The sequence below is a fragment of the Nonomuraea sp. NPDC049655 genome, from assembly GCF_044465465.1.
GTDB lineage: Bacteria > Actinomycetota > Actinomycetes > Streptosporangiales > Streptosporangiaceae > Nonomuraea.
The window spans coordinates 88,706-101,488 of record NZ_JBITLS010000016.1; the positions used below are offsets into that span (position 1 = coordinate 88,706).

The 12,783-nt window shown below is 71.1% G+C and carries 16 protein-coding genes; 6 read left to right on the plus strand and 10 right to left on the minus strand.

Annotated features, from left to right (window positions below; all coding sequences use genetic code 11):
• Positions 1-13 precede the first annotated feature (13 nt).
• Positions 14-1,429 (minus strand): leucyl aminopeptidase, encoded by a 1,416-nt coding sequence (locus tag ACIBQ6_RS41215; protein ID WP_397218495.1) that lies wholly within the window; start codon positions 1,427-1,429, stop codon positions 14-16.
• 75 nt (positions 1,430-1,504) lie between these two features.
• Positions 1,505-1,672, minus strand: a complete 168-nt coding sequence (locus ACIBQ6_RS41220) for a DUF3117 domain-containing protein (RefSeq protein WP_020545024.1) — start codon at positions 1,670-1,672, stop codon at positions 1,505-1,507.
• Between the two features lie 159 nt (positions 1,673-1,831).
• On the opposite strand from ACIBQ6_RS41220, the gene ACIBQ6_RS41225 reads away from it, so the two are divergent.
• The gene (locus tag ACIBQ6_RS41225; protein WP_387677288.1) at positions 1,832-2,629 is read left to right on the plus strand and encodes a PaaX family transcriptional regulator C-terminal domain-containing protein; all 798 of its coding nucleotides are present in this window, start codon (positions 1,832-1,834) and stop codon (positions 2,627-2,629) included.
• An 11-nt stretch (positions 2,630-2,640) separates the two neighbouring features.
• A complete protein-coding gene (locus ACIBQ6_RS41230) occupies positions 2,641-3,402 on the plus strand; it encodes an enoyl-CoA hydratase-related protein (RefSeq protein ID WP_358294613.1) in 762 nt (253 codons plus the stop codon).
• A gap of 21 nt (positions 3,403-3,423) precedes the next feature.
• On the opposite strand, the gene ACIBQ6_RS41235 is transcribed toward ACIBQ6_RS41230, so the two are convergent.
• On the minus strand, positions 3,424-3,969 hold the full coding sequence (locus tag ACIBQ6_RS41235; RefSeq protein WP_357974337.1) for a DNA-3-methyladenine glycosylase I: 546 nt from the start codon (positions 3,967-3,969) through the stop codon (positions 3,424-3,426).
• 39 nt (positions 3,970-4,008) lie between these two features.
• Here ACIBQ6_RS41235 and ACIBQ6_RS41240 point away from each other — a divergent pair, with 39 nt between their 5' ends.
• Entirely contained in the window at positions 4,009-4,284 is a 276-nt protein-coding gene (locus ACIBQ6_RS41240; RefSeq protein WP_397218605.1) for a pentapeptide repeat-containing protein, read from the plus strand.
• 389 nt (positions 4,285-4,673) lie between these two features.
• On the opposite strand, the gene ACIBQ6_RS41245 is transcribed toward ACIBQ6_RS41240, so the two are convergent.
• The 4 genes from ACIBQ6_RS41245 to ACIBQ6_RS41260 all read right to left on the minus strand — a co-directional run bounded on the left by ACIBQ6_RS41245 (position 4,674) and on the right by ACIBQ6_RS41260 (position 8,182).
• On the minus strand, positions 4,674-5,258 hold the full coding sequence (locus tag ACIBQ6_RS41245; protein WP_358294389.1) for a TIGR00730 family Rossman fold protein: 585 nt from the start codon (positions 5,256-5,258) through the stop codon (positions 4,674-4,676).
• An 11-nt stretch (positions 5,259-5,269) separates the two neighbouring features.
• Positions 5,270-6,070, minus strand: a complete 801-nt coding sequence (locus ACIBQ6_RS41250; RefSeq protein ID WP_397218496.1) for a TIGR00730 family Rossman fold protein — start codon at positions 6,068-6,070, stop codon at positions 5,270-5,272.
• A gap of 238 nt (positions 6,071-6,308) precedes the next feature.
• Entirely contained in the window at positions 6,309-7,364 is a 1,056-nt protein-coding gene (gene dapE / locus ACIBQ6_RS41255) for a succinyl-diaminopimelate desuccinylase (RefSeq protein ID WP_358294391.1), read from the minus strand.
• Positions 7,364-8,182, minus strand: a complete 819-nt coding sequence (locus ACIBQ6_RS41260) for a 2,3,4,5-tetrahydropyridine-2,6-dicarboxylate N-succinyltransferase (RefSeq protein WP_352325370.1) — start codon at positions 8,180-8,182, stop codon at positions 7,364-7,366. Before ACIBQ6_RS41260 ends, dapE begins: the two co-directional genes overlap by 1 nt.
• Here ACIBQ6_RS41260 and ACIBQ6_RS41265 point away from each other — a divergent pair.
• Positions 8,181-9,038: a hypothetical protein gene (locus tag ACIBQ6_RS41265; protein WP_358294392.1), complete on the plus strand. Its 858-nt coding sequence runs from the start codon at positions 8,181-8,183 to the stop codon at positions 9,036-9,038. The two genes, ACIBQ6_RS41260 and ACIBQ6_RS41265, sit on opposite strands and share 2 nt — an antisense overlap.
• A 22-nt stretch (positions 9,039-9,060) precedes the next feature.
• Here ACIBQ6_RS41265 and ACIBQ6_RS41270 read toward each other — a convergent pair whose 3' ends face one another.
• The 3 genes from ACIBQ6_RS41270 to fdxA form a co-directional block, all read right to left on the minus strand.
• Positions 9,061-9,735 carry a DUF4178 domain-containing protein gene (locus tag ACIBQ6_RS41270; protein ID WP_352352881.1) on the minus strand — a complete coding sequence of 225 codons (675 nt, stop codon included), beginning with the start codon at positions 9,733-9,735 and terminating at the stop codon, positions 9,061-9,063.
• A 78-nt stretch (positions 9,736-9,813) separates the two neighbouring features.
• A complete protein-coding gene (dapC, locus tag ACIBQ6_RS41275) occupies positions 9,814-10,884 on the minus strand; it encodes a succinyldiaminopimelate transaminase (protein ID WP_397161201.1) in 1,071 nt (356 codons plus the stop codon).
• Between the two features lie 93 nt (positions 10,885-10,977).
• The gene (gene fdxA / locus ACIBQ6_RS41280) at positions 10,978-11,304 is read right to left on the minus strand and encodes a ferredoxin (RefSeq protein WP_106240826.1); all 327 of its coding nucleotides are present in this window, start codon (positions 11,302-11,304) and stop codon (positions 10,978-10,980) included.
• 105 nt (positions 11,305-11,409) lie between these two features.
• On the opposite strand from fdxA, the gene ACIBQ6_RS41285 reads away from it, so the two are divergent.
• Together ACIBQ6_RS41285 and ACIBQ6_RS41290 are read left to right on the plus strand one after the other, a co-directional pair.
• On the plus strand, positions 11,410-11,640 hold the full coding sequence (locus tag ACIBQ6_RS41285; RefSeq protein WP_352325366.1) for a hypothetical protein: 231 nt from the start codon (positions 11,410-11,412) through the stop codon (positions 11,638-11,640).
• A gap of 119 nt (positions 11,641-11,759) precedes the next feature.
• Positions 11,760-12,731: an ABC transporter substrate-binding protein gene (locus tag ACIBQ6_RS41290; RefSeq protein ID WP_358294394.1), complete on the plus strand. Its 972-nt coding sequence runs from the start codon at positions 11,760-11,762 to the stop codon at positions 12,729-12,731.
• Positions 12,732-12,783 lie beyond the last annotated feature (52 nt).

Here is a 12,783-nt window from a genome sequence, read left to right on the forward strand (position 1 = left end):
CGAGCCGCCCGGGTCAGCCCCGGGTCAGCCACTCCAGCAGCACGCGCACGCCGAACCCGGTCGCGCCCTTGGTCAGGGTGCCCTCGTCGACCGTGCTGCGGCCGACCCCGGCGATGTCGAGGTGCGCCCACGGGCGCTTGCCCGCGAACTCCCGCAGGAACAGCGCCGCCGTGATGGACCCGGCGCCGTAGCGCGAGCCGCTCTCGACGTTGGCCAGGTCGGCGATCGACGACTCCAGGGCCGGGGCGTAGTCGTCGATCAGCGGCATGCGCCAGAGCCGGTCGTCGCTGGCCTGACCGGCGGCCAGCAGCTGGGCGGCCAGGTCTTCGTCGGAGGCGTAGACGGCGCCGACGTTGCGGCCGAGCGCCACGGAGATGGCCCCGGTGAGGGTGGCGATGTCCACGACCGCGTCGGGGTCGAGCTCGGCGTCGGCGTAGGCCAGCGCGTCGGCCAGCACGAGCCGGCCCTCGGCGTCGGTGTTCAGCACCTCGACCGTGCGGCCGCCGTAGTGCCTGATGACGTCGCTGGGACGCTGGGCGGTGCCGGACGGCATGTTCTCGGCGGCGGCGATCAGGCCGGTCACGCGTACGGGGGCGCCCAGCCGGGCCAGCGCGGCCAGCACGGCGATCACCACCGCGCCGCCCGCCATGTCGGTCTTCTGGGTCTTCATGTTCTCGGTCGGCTTGAGCGACAGGCCGCCCGAGTCGAACGTGATGCCCTTGCCCACCAGCACGACGTGCCGCTCGGCCGGCTGCTCGGGGACGTAGGAGAGCTGGATCAGCCGGGGCGGCCGGACCGAGCCGCGCCCGACGGCCAGGATGCCGCCGAACCCCTCGGCCTGGAGCTGCTCCTCGTCCCACACCCGCACCGGCAGGCCCTGCTCGGCGGCGCGCTCGGCGAGCCAGGCGGGATGCTTGACCGAGGACGGCATGTTGGCCAGGTCGCGGGCCAGCGCGACGGCCTCCGCCACGACCTCGGCCCGGCGCAGCGGCTCCGCGTCGGCGCCGGCGAACTCGATCGCCCGCACGCCCTTCCGGCCCTCTTTGCCGATCTTGAAGGTGTATCCGGCCAGCAGAGCGGCCTCCGCCATCGCCGCGACGTCGCCCTCGGGCGGCACCACGGTCAGCGTGTCGCGGCCCTTGACCTTGCGCGCCAGCGCCGCGCCGGCCCTGCGCAACGCCCGCGGCGAGCCGTCGCCCACTCCGTACAGGAGCACGCGCCCGATTCCGCCCGCCCGCGCCACCGGGACCTCGACGATCTCGCCCGCCTCGCCCTTGGCCTCGTAGTGGGCCAGCAGGTCGGCTACCGGAAGGTGCAGCTCGACGTACGGCTCGACAGCGGGACGCAGGTCGGAGGCGTAGGGCACGGCCAGCAGCTCGGCGCCCTCAGGAACCTCGGCGACCGCGGAGACGGTGGTCTCGATGGGCACGGAACCCTCCAAACGTCAGCGACCCTGGCGCCGGACTTACGCCAGGGTCGGAGGATCAGGTTGTCTCGGGAGCGCTCAGCCGACGACGTTCTTCAACGCCTCGCCGAGCGCCTTTGCCTCGTCGGCGGAGATCTCCACGACGAGCCGGCCGCCACCTTCGAGAGGGACCCGCATGACTATGCCGCGCCCTTCCTTGGTGACCTCGAGCGGACCATCGCCGGTCCGCGGCTTCATCGCCGCCATGCGTGCATCCCTTCCTGCCTTGGGCTCCCGCGGCCCGCGATTTCCGACCGCCCGAGGGGGTGGTCGGCGCATTCACGTCTTCTGTGATGTCCTATTCTCCCGCATCGAGAGCCCTCATGGGTAACGATCTCCTCCCAGAATGCGTTGTCGAGCCAGGCGATGGCGTCCAAACTGGACTTCGTGCACGCTCGCGCCGCTCTCTTCGACCTGTACGGAGACCACCTGCGTTCACGCGGTGGGCAGGCGACCGTGGCCGCGCTCGTACGGCTCATGAACCCCCTGGAAATCGCCGCTCCGGCCGTCCGCACGGCGGTCTCGCGGATGGTCCGGCAGGGCTGGTTGCGCCCGCTGCGGCTGCCCCAGGGAGCCGGCTACGGGCTCACGCCGAAATGTGTCAGGCGCCTGGATGAGGCAGCGCTGAGAATTTACCGATCAGGGACACTCGCCTGGCACGGCCGCTGGCACGTGATCGTCATCGAGCCGGTCAGGGAGCGCCAGCGCCGGGAGCGGATCAGGGCCGACCTGACCTTCCTCGGCTACGCCTGCCTGTCGGAGACGACGTGGATCGGGCCGCGCTCCTCCATCGAGCTGGACAACCTGCTGGACGGCGAGGGCGTGCGGGCCGACCGGTTCGACGCGGCGCTGGAGGGCGACCCGCGCGAGCTGGTGGCGCGGGCCTGGGACCTGGCGGCCATCGGCGAGGCGTACGAGCACTGGCACGCCGAAGCTGTCACGCTGATCAGCACCCTGCCCGAGGACGCCCCGCCCGACCGGGTGTTCGCCACCAGGAGCAGACTGGTGCACGGTTGGCGCAACTTCCTGTTCCGCGACCCCGGGCTGCCGGCCGAGCTGCTGCCCGCGGGCTGGCCGGGCGAGAAGGCCCGCACGTTCTTCGAGCAGGAGGCCACCAGGCTGCTGCCCGCAGCCGCCGCGTTCGTCGACAGGGAGCTCATGTGATCCGTTACGACATGGCCGACGCCGTCGCCACCGTCACCCTCGACCGGCCGGAGTCGATGAACTCGCTCACGGCCGAGGTCAAGGCCGCGCTGCTGGCGGCGGTCGGCAGGGCGGCGGCCGACCCCGAGGTCAGGGCGGTGCTGCTCACCGGCTCGGGCCGGGCCTTCTGCGCGGGCCAGGACCTGCGCGAGCACGCCGCCAACCTGGCCGCGGGCCGCGGGCTGGCCGACACCGTGCGCGAGCACTACAACCCGATCGTCGAGCTGATCGCGACCATGCCCAAGCCGGTCGTGGCGGCGGTCAACGGCGTCGCGGCGGGCGCGGGCGCGGCCCTGGCCTTCGCCTGCGACCTGCGCGTCGCCTCCGACAAGGCCAAGTTCGCGCTGGCGTTCGCGGGCATCGGGCTGGCGCCCGACTCCGGCGCGTCCTGGACGTTGCAGCGCCTGGTCGGCCGGGGCCGCGCGACCGAGCTGCTGCTGCTCGGCGAGCCGCTCGACGCCTCCGCCGCGCTCGACCTGGGGCTGGTCACGCGCGTGGTGCCCGCCGACGACCTGCCGAAGACCGCTCACGAGCTGGCCGTACGCCTGGCCGCCGGGCCGACCACGGCCTATGCCGCCACCAAGCGCGCGCTGGCCCACTCCGCCACGCACTCGCTGGCCGACTCGCTCGCGCTGGAGGCCGACCTGCAGGACGCGTGCGTGGCCACCGACGACCACCAGGACGCCACCCGCGCCTTCCTGGCCAAGGAGCGGCCGGTGTTCAGAGGCCGCTGATCGGCCGGTGCTCAGGGGCGCTCAGCGGGCCAGACAGCCCTCGATGTGGTCGTTGACCAGCCCGATCGCCTGCATCAGCGCGTACGCGGTGGTCGGGCCGACGAACCTGAAGCCGTGCTTGCGCAGCTCCTTGGCCAGGGCCTTGGAGCCGGGGGTGATGGCGGGCACGTCGGCCATCGTCCGGGGCACCGGCGCGTCGGGGTCGGCGAACCGCCACACCAGCTCCGACAGGCCCTCGGGCAGGTCGAGCGCGGCCCTGGCGTTGCCGATCACGGCCTCGATCTTGGCCCGGTTGCGGACGATCCCGGCGTCGCCGAGCAGCCGTTCGACGTCGCGCTCGGTGTAGGCGGCCACCTTGACGGTCGAGAAGCCGTCGAAGGCGGCGCGGAAGTTCTCCCGTTTGCGCAGGATCGTCAGCCACGACAGGCCCGACTGGAACGCCTCCAGCGCCACGCGTTCGAAGACCTCGTCGTCGCCCTTGACCGGGCGGCCCCACTCCTCGTCGTGGTAGGTGATGTACAGCGGGTCGCCCATGCCCGGCCAGGTGCACCGGATGAGTTCGGTCACGGGCGCTCGTCCTTGTCCTTGTCCTCTTTGCCCGGGGTCGTGCGCACGGAGTCGTCGTCGTCCTTCTCGGGCTCGTCGTTCTCAGGCTCGTCGTTCTCGGGGTCGTCCTTCTCGGGCTCGTCCTTCTCGGGGTCGGCCTGCTCCGGGAGGCGCCAGTCCGGCTCCTCCGACGGGTCGCGCAGCTCCGGCTCGCCCGCCCACTCCACCGTCGCGCCGCTCGACGTGACCGGGTCGCCGGACTCCGGCAGCTCCCTGGGCGCGGCGGGCGCCTCGGGCTCGTGGTCGGTGCGCAGCCCGGCCCCGGGCGTGGCGTAGATCTCCTGGCGCGCGTGCAGCCGGCTGGACAGCAGCTCCGACACCCGCTGCTCCAGGACGGCGATCCTGGTGTCGCGGGCGCTGATGGCCTGGGCGGCCCGGCGCAGGGTCTCGTCGACGCTCTGCGTGTGGTAGCCGACCAGGTTGACCGGCAGTTGCAGCGCCATGAAGTCGACCGCCGTGAGCTGTCCGGCCTCGGGCAGGTCGAGCGGCGGGACGTCCGGCGGGAACTCGGTCAGCTCCCCGCCTCTGCCGAGGGAGACCAGGACCACGCAGGCCAGGATGGCGATCGCGGCGATGGCGAGTATGACCAGCACATTGGCATCGTACTCATATGGACGAGCACGTTCAGCGATCTACCACAAGAGCGGGCAATCGGGGCAGGCTGCTCAGCCGGTGGCCTCACCCAGCTCGGCGACGCTCGGACGGACCGGCTGCGGACGCGCTTCGAGATGGGCGAACGCCTCCTCGACCGTGGTCGTCCAGGAGATCGCGTCGAAGACGTCGGCCCGGGTGAAGCCCTCGGCGTGCATGCCGGAGACGAGCTGCCGCAGCGGCTCGTACAGGCCCCAGGGGTCGAGGATCACCAGCGGGCGGTCGTGGATGCCGAGCACCCGCGCCGTCCAGATCTCGAACAGCTCCTCCAGGGTGCCGATGCCGCCGGGCAGCACGAGGAAGGCGTCGGAGCGGGCGTCCATGACGGCCTTGCGCTCGCGCATGCCGTCGGTGACGATCAGCTCGTCGGAGTCGGTGTCGGCCACCTCGATGTCCACCAGCACCTGCGGGATCACGCCGACCGTGAACCCGCCGGCGGCGCGGGCGGCGGAGGTGACCGCGCCCATGCACGAGACCGTGGCGCCGCCGCTCACCAGCGTGTGACCACGCCTGGCGAGCTCGGCGCCCACCTCTTCGGCCAGGTCGACGTACTTCCTGTCGATGCGCAGGCTGGAGGCGCAGAAGACGCAGATGTTCACGGGCCGACAGCTTATTGGGGCTCCGCGGTCTGGGCGGCGGCGGCCTCCAGCTCCTCCTCCCGCTGGTGGGAGCGGGCCCGGTCGGAGTCGGCGATGATCCGCACGGCCTCGTCGGGGTCGTCGGTGACGGAGATCAGGTCGAGGTCCTGGGCGGCGATCTTGCCGGTGCCGAGCAGGGTGCTCTTGATCCAGTCGAGCAGGCCGCCCCAGAACTCCGAGCCCATCAGCACGACCGGGAACGAGGTGACCTTGTGGGTCTGGACCAGCGTCAGCGCCTCGAAGAGCTCGTCGAGCGTGCCGAAGCCGCCGGGAAGGGCGATGAAGCCGCGCGAGTACTTGACGAACATCGTCTTGCGCACGAAGAAGTAGCGGAACTCGATGCCGAGGTCGACGTAGTCGTTCATGCGCTGCTCGAACGGCAGCTCGATGCCGAGCCCGACCGAGACCGCGCCCTCGACCTCGGAGGCGCCCCGGTTGGCCGCCTCCATGACGCCGGGGCCGCCGCCCGTGATCACCGCGTAGCCGGACTCGGCCAGCGCCCGGCCGAGCCGCCGGCCCATCTGGTATTCGGGGGTGTCCTCGGGGGTGCGGGCCGAGCCGAAGACCGTGATCGCCGCGGGCAGCTCGGCGAGCTGGCCGAACCCCTCCACGAACTCGGCCTGGATGCGCAGCACCCGCCACGGGTCCATGTGCACCCAGTCGGACGGACCCTGCCGGTCGAGCAGCCGCTGGTCGTGGGTGGAGCTGGGGACGAGACTCCCGCGCACGACCGCCTGCCCCTGACGGCGTTCGGCTCGTTGCTTCTGTTCCATGGTGGTCACGCTAGTCCTCTCCGTACCGGCCCGCGGCGCCGTTCCCGACCCCGGCCGCGCCCGCCGAAGCGGACACTTTGAGGATGAACGCCCAGGTCGAAGGCCAGATGAAGGCGCCGAAAAAATCTTGGGAAAAGCAGGGAACCGAATTTCGACCCCCCTGCGTCTAACTGCCGAGGGTGCTGCTCGGGACTGAAAGTGGCTTTCCCCGCCAAATGGCCGGCGAGGAAAGCCACTTTCATTTTGTCAGCCAGTCGAGCAGGGCCCGCTCGCTCTCCGTGATCTTCGGCAGCGACACGTACTCGCCCTGCTGGTGCGCCAGGTTCGGGTCGCCGGGGCCGTAGTTCACCGCCGGGACGCCGAGCGCGGAGAAGCGGGAGACGTCCGTCCAGCCCAGCTTGGCGCGCGGGGTGCCGCCGACCGCGGCGGCGAAGGCGGCGGCCACGGGATGCGTCAGGCCGGGCCTCGCCCCGGGCGCCGCGTCGAGGAAGCTCACCTCGTAGCCCTCGAACACCTCGCGCACGTGCTGCTCGGCCTGCTCGACCGTCAGGTCGGGGGCGAAACGGTAGTTGACGGTGACCACGCACTCGTCGGGGATGACGTTGCCGGCCACGCCGCCGCGCACCGCGACCGCGTTGAGCCCCTCGTGGTACTCCAGCCCGTCGACCACCGGCAGCCGCGCCTCGTAGGCGTTGAGCCTGGCCAGCACCGGCTCGATGCCGTGGACGGCGTTGACCCCGAACCACGACCTCGCGCTGTGGGCCCGCTTGCCGGTCACGGTGACGTCGGCGCGCAGGGTGCCCTGGCAGCCGCCCTCGATCACGCCGTCGGTCGGCTCCATCAGCACCGCGAAGTCGGCCGCCAGCCACTCGGGGTGGTCCCTGGCGACCCTGGTCAGGCCGTTGCGCTCGGCCTCGATCTCCTCGCAGTCGTAGAAGACGTACGTCACGTCGCGGTTGGGGGCCGGGACGGTGGCCGCCAGCTTCAGCGCGACCGCCACGCCCGCCTTCATGTCGGAGGTGCCGCAGCCGTAGAGCAGGTCGCCCTCCACCCGGCTGGGCAGGTTGGCCGCGACCGGGACCGTGTCGAGGTGGCCCGCGATCAGCACCCGCTCGGCCCGGCCGAGGTCGGTGCGGGCCACGATCGTCTCGCCGGAGCGGTCGACCTTCAGGTGCGGCAGCGCGGACAGCGCCCCCTCGACCGCGTCGGCCAGGGCCTTCTCGTCGCCGCTCACCGACTCGATGTCCACGATCGCGGCGGTCAGCGCGCGTACGTCCTGTGTCAGGTCCAGCATCAGGTGTTCACTCCATGTTCGCGCAGCACCTCGTTGAGTGCCGCCTTGTCGTGCCGCTGTTCCGGCTCCAGACGCTTGATCACCAGCACGCACGGCAGCCCGAACGTGCCGCCGGGGAACTCCTTCTGCCGCGTGCCGCCGACCGCCACGCACCAGTCGGGCACCCTGCCCCTGGCCAGCTCCTCGCCCGTCTGGACGTCGATCACGGGGATCGTGCCGGACAGGATCGTGCCCGCCCCGATCACCGCGCCCCGGCCCACCCGCGCGCCCTCGACGATCATCGAGCGGCTGCCGATGAACGCGTCGTCCTCCACGACGACCGGCACCGCGCCCGGCGGCTCCAGGACGCCGCCGATGCCCACTCCGCCGGACAGGTGCACGTTCTTTCCGATCTGGGCGCATGAGCCCACCGTGGCCCACGTGTCGACCATGGTGCCCGAGTCCACGTACGCGCCGATGTTCGTGAACGACGGCATCAGCACCACCCCCGGCGCCAGGTACGAGCCCCAGCGCGCGATGGCGCCCGGCACCACCCGCACCCCCTCGAAAGAGGTCTTGAGCGGCACCCTGTCGTGGTGCTGGAAGTCGCCCACCTGGGAACGTGCCATGCCCAGCAGCCGGAAGGCGAGCAGGATCGCGCGCTTGGCCCGCTCGTCCACCACGACCTCGCCGCCGACCAGGCGGGCGACCCTCGCCTCACCCTTGTCCAGCAGGTCGACGGCGCCGACCACCTGGATGCGGGCCTCCACGTCGGCCGGGGACAGCTCCGCGCGTCGTTCCCACAGCTCGTCCACCACCGGGGACATCACGTGACTCATGGCCACGGAGCTTATCCGGCCGGGTAGGTTCTTCAGGGTGCGCCTGCGCTTCTCCCGTGGAGTCATCACCATCGCGATCATCGTCGTGGTGCTCGCCGTCGGCGTCTCCGTAGGGCTCTACCTCCTGCTCAAGCGGGCGACGCCGCTGGTCCTCCCGGAGGCCTACTGCATGGTGCGCACCCCCGAGGGCGTCCTGACCCTCGATCCGGAGCAGGCTCAGGTCTCCGCGACCATCGCCGCGGTCGCGGCCCGCCGCCGCCTGCCCGAGCGGGCCGTCGTCATCGCGTACGGCACCGCGTTGCAGGAGTCGAAGCTGCGCAACCTCTCCTGGGGCGACCGCGACTCGGTGGGCGTGTTCCAGCAGCGCGAGTCGCAGGGCTGGGGGCGCAAGAAGCAGCTGATGGACCCGGTCTACGCCAGCAACAAGTTCTTCGCCGCCCTGGTGAAGGTCAAGAACTACCGCAAGCTGCCGCTGGCCGAGGCCGCGCAGGAGGTGCAGCGGTCGGCGGGCGGCTACGCGTACGCGCAGCACGAGCAGGACGCCAAGATCCTGGCCGCCGCCTTCACCGGCCGGGTGCCCAGGTCCGTCCACTGCTGGTATCCGCCGCCCAAGCAGACGCCCGCGCCGCAGGCCAGGACCGCCGAGGCGCGCAAGCAGCTGGCCAGGGCGCTCGGCGACCCGGCGATCACGACGAAGAAGCGGGGCTGGCTGGTGGCGTCCTGGTCGGTGGCGTACGCGGAGAAGTACCAGCTGCGGCGCGTCGGCTACAGCGGCGCGACCTGGGTCAACGACGTCGAGGCGGACGGCTGGAAGAAGGGCGGCCAGGCCGGCGACGGCGAGGTCGAGCTGTCCTGACCGCCCGCGTCTCCGGTGGCCGTCAGGTGGCGCGGGTGACGATGGTGATCGAGCCCGGCGGCAGCGGCTGGGCGTAGCTGGCGCTCCAGGCGTGGCCCTGGATGCGGTCGAAGGAGAGCAGACGGCCGTCGGAGGCGTGGTAGTCGGCGAAGTCGAGCAGGCCGCGTTCGGGGTTGCCGGTCTCGCCCTCGCTCCTGAAGGCCGCCGTGCCGCGCTGGATCGGGAAGAACTCCACGCCCTCCATGATCAGCATGCTCTTGGCCGGGACCATGCCCTGCGTCGGCACCTCGGTCCACAGCAGCACCTCAAGATGGGACGCCTCGCCCGCGGCCTTGCCCTCGCGCACCTCGACCGAGAGCCACAGGCGGCGGCGGGCGACGTCGCGCAGCAGGTATTCGATCCACTGCCGGCCCTGCCAGGAGACGTGCATCGCGCCGAGCACCCGGTAGGGGGAGCCGTGCACCTCGATCCGGTCGGCGACCTGGATCGTGCGAGGGTCGGCGTAGTCGGTGCCGGCATGCCCGGGGGCCTCGACCGGCGCCGGCAGCGGGGCCTCGACCGGAGCGACCTCGGCCGGTGGCGGCGGCGCGCTCGACCGGCCCCTCCTGTCCTGCCGCATGGTGGCCAGGAACGCCCCCAGCAACAACAGGACGGTGGCGATGCTCAGCCCGAGTACGACCATGGAGGTCATGCTCATCCGTCAGCTCGCTCCACTCGCGGTCTGTCTCGGCAGACGCCTTTTTTTCAATTTGTCCGTGCGCTACGACGGGCGATCCTACTGGAGGCGGCGCACGGCCGCACTGATGCGTTCGTCGGTGGCGGTCATCGCGACGCGGATGTGCCGTCCACCAGCCGATCCGTAGAAGTCTCCCGGCGCGACCAAAATCCCGATTTCGGAAAGCTTACTCACTTGATCCCACGCGTTCTGCCCATTCGACGCCCATAGGTACAGACCGGCGGTCGAATGGTCGATCGTCCACCCCGCCCGCTCCAGCGCGGGACGCAGCACGGCGCGCCGCGCGGAGTACAGCTCGCGCTGGCGTTCGGCGTGCGCGTCGTCGCCGAGCGCGACCGTCATCGCGTCCTGGACCGGCTTCGGCATGAGCATGCCGGCGTGCTTGCGCGTCTCCAGCAGCCGCTTGACCAGGACGGGATCGCCCGTCACGAACCCGGCCCGGTAGCCGGCCAGGTTGGAGCGCTTGGAGAGCGAGTGGACGGCGAGCAGCCCCTCGTGGGAGCCCCCGCAGACGTCGGGATGGAGGATGGAGACCGGCTGCTCTTCCCAGCCGAGCTCGATGTAGCACTCGTCGGAGGCCACGACCGTGCCGCGCTCGCGCGCCCAGGAGACCACCTTGCGCAGGTGCTCGGCGGGCAGCACGCGCCCGGTCGGGTTGCCCGGGGAGTTGATCCAGAGCAGGTCGACGTGCTCGGGGCCGACCGACAGCGTGCTGTCGGAGGCGGTGGCGGTCGCGCCGGCGAGCCGGGCGCCCACGTCGTAGGTGGGGTAGGCCAGCTCGGGGAAGACCACTCGCCGGGCGCCGAGGTAGGTGGGCAGCCAGGCGACGAACTCCTTGGAGCCGATCAGCGGCAGGACGTCCTGCTGGTCGACGGTGACGCCGTGGCGGCGCCGCAGCCAGCCGGCGGCGGCCTCGCGCAGCGCCTTCGTGCCGTGGGTCAGCGGATAGCCGGGGCTGTCCGCCGAATCGCGCAGCGCCTGCTGGACGGCCTCGGGCACCGGGTCGACGGGGGTGCCGACCGAGAGGTCGACGATGCCGTCGGGGTGCGCCAGGGCGCGTTCCTTGTACGGTTCGAGCCGGTCCCAGGGGAAGTCGGGCAGCTTGTTCACGGTTCTCCAGGGTCGTTCGGGGCCGTACACGCCTGCGGCGGACGCGGGCGCGCGGGGCCGCCCGACGTGGACGGCCCCGGCGCACGCGACTCGCTAGTGGTCCTCGCCCTGCGGCGGCAGCGCGGCCACCACCGGGTGGTCCTTCTCGATCTTGCCGACCTTCGAGGCGCCTCCGGGCGAGCCGAGGTCCTCGAAGAAGTCCACGTTCGCCTTGTAGAAGTCCTTCCACTGCTCGGGAAGGTCGTCCTCGTAGAAGATGGCCTCGACGGGGCACACAGGCTCGCACGCGCCGCAGTCCACGCACTCGTCGGGGTGGATGTAAAGCATGCGCTCGCCCTCGTAGATGCAATCGACGGGGCACTCCTCGATGCACGCCTTGTCCAGGACGTCCACGCAAGGCTGCGCGATGACGTAGGTCACCTCGAGCTCCTTTTTCTCCGCACCATGGCATGACTCTGACCGCGGTTTGCTACGCCCTAGTATTGCCGTGCTTGCCAGCTGGCCGAAACGGAGGGTGGCAAACTCATGGCCGCACGCCTCGTCGTCGCGATCACAACTCAGGACATAGGCGCACGGATCACCACTCGAAGGCGCGTCCCAGAAGGCTTCCGGGACGCCGTCGGCGTGCTCGAATCCTGGACGGACGGCGTGTTGCGCGTTCGCAAGCGGGACGGCACTTTGGTGGAGATCGACGAGGAATCGCTGGTCGCGGCCAAGGTCGTTCCGGTCGCGCCTCCTCGACCTCGGGCGAAGTAACGGTAAGTATTCATTGTGTGACCGTACGTATCTGCGCCGCCGTAGCAGCCGTTCTCGCCAGCGCCGGATGCGGCGCGTCCACATCGCCGTCCACGTCCGAGGGGTCGAAGGACCTTCCGGTGCTCAACGTCCGGGCCGCCTCGCTGAAGCAGGGCTTCGGCACGATGGAGCGCCTGGCCGAGGCCGCCAAGCGCGAGGGCCAGCTCACCGTGATCGGCCTGCCGCACGACTGGGTGAACTACGGCGAGATCATCGACACCTTCGCCGACAAGTACGACATCAAGGTCAACGAGCTGGAGCCGGGCGCCAGCAGCAAGCGTGAGCTCGACGCCGCCGACCAGCTCAAGCCGGACGTGTTCGATCTCACCCTGGACATGGCCGTCTACGGGGCCGACAAGTTCGCGCCGTACAAGGTGACGGGCTGGCAGGACCTGCCCGACTTCGTCAAGGACCCCAAGGGTGCCTGGTACGGCGCGTACGGCGGCTACATGTCGATCGGCTACGACCCGCGCGAGGTCAAGGCCCCGGCCTCCTTCGCCGACCTGCTCAAGCCCGGCTACCGCGTCGCGCTCGACGGCGACCCGCTGCGCTCGGCGGCGGCGTTCGGCGGTGTGATGGCCGCGTCCATGAAGGCCGGCGCCAAACCGGACGCCAGGCAGGGGGTGGACCTGTTCGCCAAGCTCAAGCAGGCCGGGCAGCTCGTCGAGCCGGCCAAGGCAAACGTGATCATCGACTGGGACCACCTCAACGCGGCCCGCAGCGCCGACCACGCCGACTCCTGGGAGGTGACGATCCCGCGCGACGCGCCGTTCGGCGGGTACCACGTCCAGGCGATCAGCAAGACCGCCCCGCACCCGGCCGCCGCCCGGCTGTGGCAGGAGTTCCTGTTCTCCGACGAGGGCCAGAACCTGCTGCAGAAGGGCTACGCCCGTCCGGCGCGCGGCGAGGCCATGCTCATGAAGGGCAAGCTCGACACCGAGCAGGCCGCCCGGCTGCCCAAGGCCGCCGGCCCGCCCGTGCTCATGACGATCCCGCAGACGGACGCGGCGAAGGCGTACCTCAAGCGGGAATGGAGCAAGAGCGTGGGATGAGTCCGTTGTGACTTGATATGTCGTAGAGACGATCAGGCTCTAAAGTGAACGG

Coding starts and splice junctions, on each gene's coding strand:
- ACIBQ6_RS41220 (WP_020545024.1), bottom strand. CDS start 1,672: ATGGCGGCGATGAAGCCGCGGACCGGCGATGGTCCGCTCGAGGTCACC.
- ACIBQ6_RS41265 (WP_358294392.1), top strand. CDS start 8,181: ATGGCCACGGAGCTTATCCGGCCGGGTAGGTTCTTCAGGGTGCGCCTG.
- ACIBQ6_RS41225 (WP_387677288.1), top strand. CDS start 1,832: ATGGCGTCCAAACTGGACTTCGTGCACGCTCGCGCCGCTCTCTTCGAC.
- dapE (WP_358294391.1), bottom strand. CDS start 7,364: ATGCTGGACCTGACACAGGACGTACGCGCGCTGACCGCCGCGATCGTG.
- ACIBQ6_RS41285 (WP_352325366.1), top strand. CDS start 11,410: ATGGCCGCACGCCTCGTCGTCGCGATCACAACTCAGGACATAGGCGCA.
- ACIBQ6_RS41260 (WP_352325370.1), bottom strand. CDS start 8,182: ATGAGTCACGTGATGTCCCCGGTGGTGGACGAGCTGTGGGAACGACGC.
- ACIBQ6_RS41250 (WP_397218496.1), bottom strand. CDS start 6,070: ATGGAACAGAAGCAACGAGCCGAACGCCGTCAGGGGCAGGCGGTCGTG.
- ACIBQ6_RS41230 (WP_358294613.1), top strand. CDS start 2,641: ATGGCCGACGCCGTCGCCACCGTCACCCTCGACCGGCCGGAGTCGATG.
- ACIBQ6_RS41270 (WP_352352881.1), bottom strand. CDS start 9,735: ATGAGCATGACCTCCATGGTCGTACTCGGGCTGAGCATCGCCACCGTC.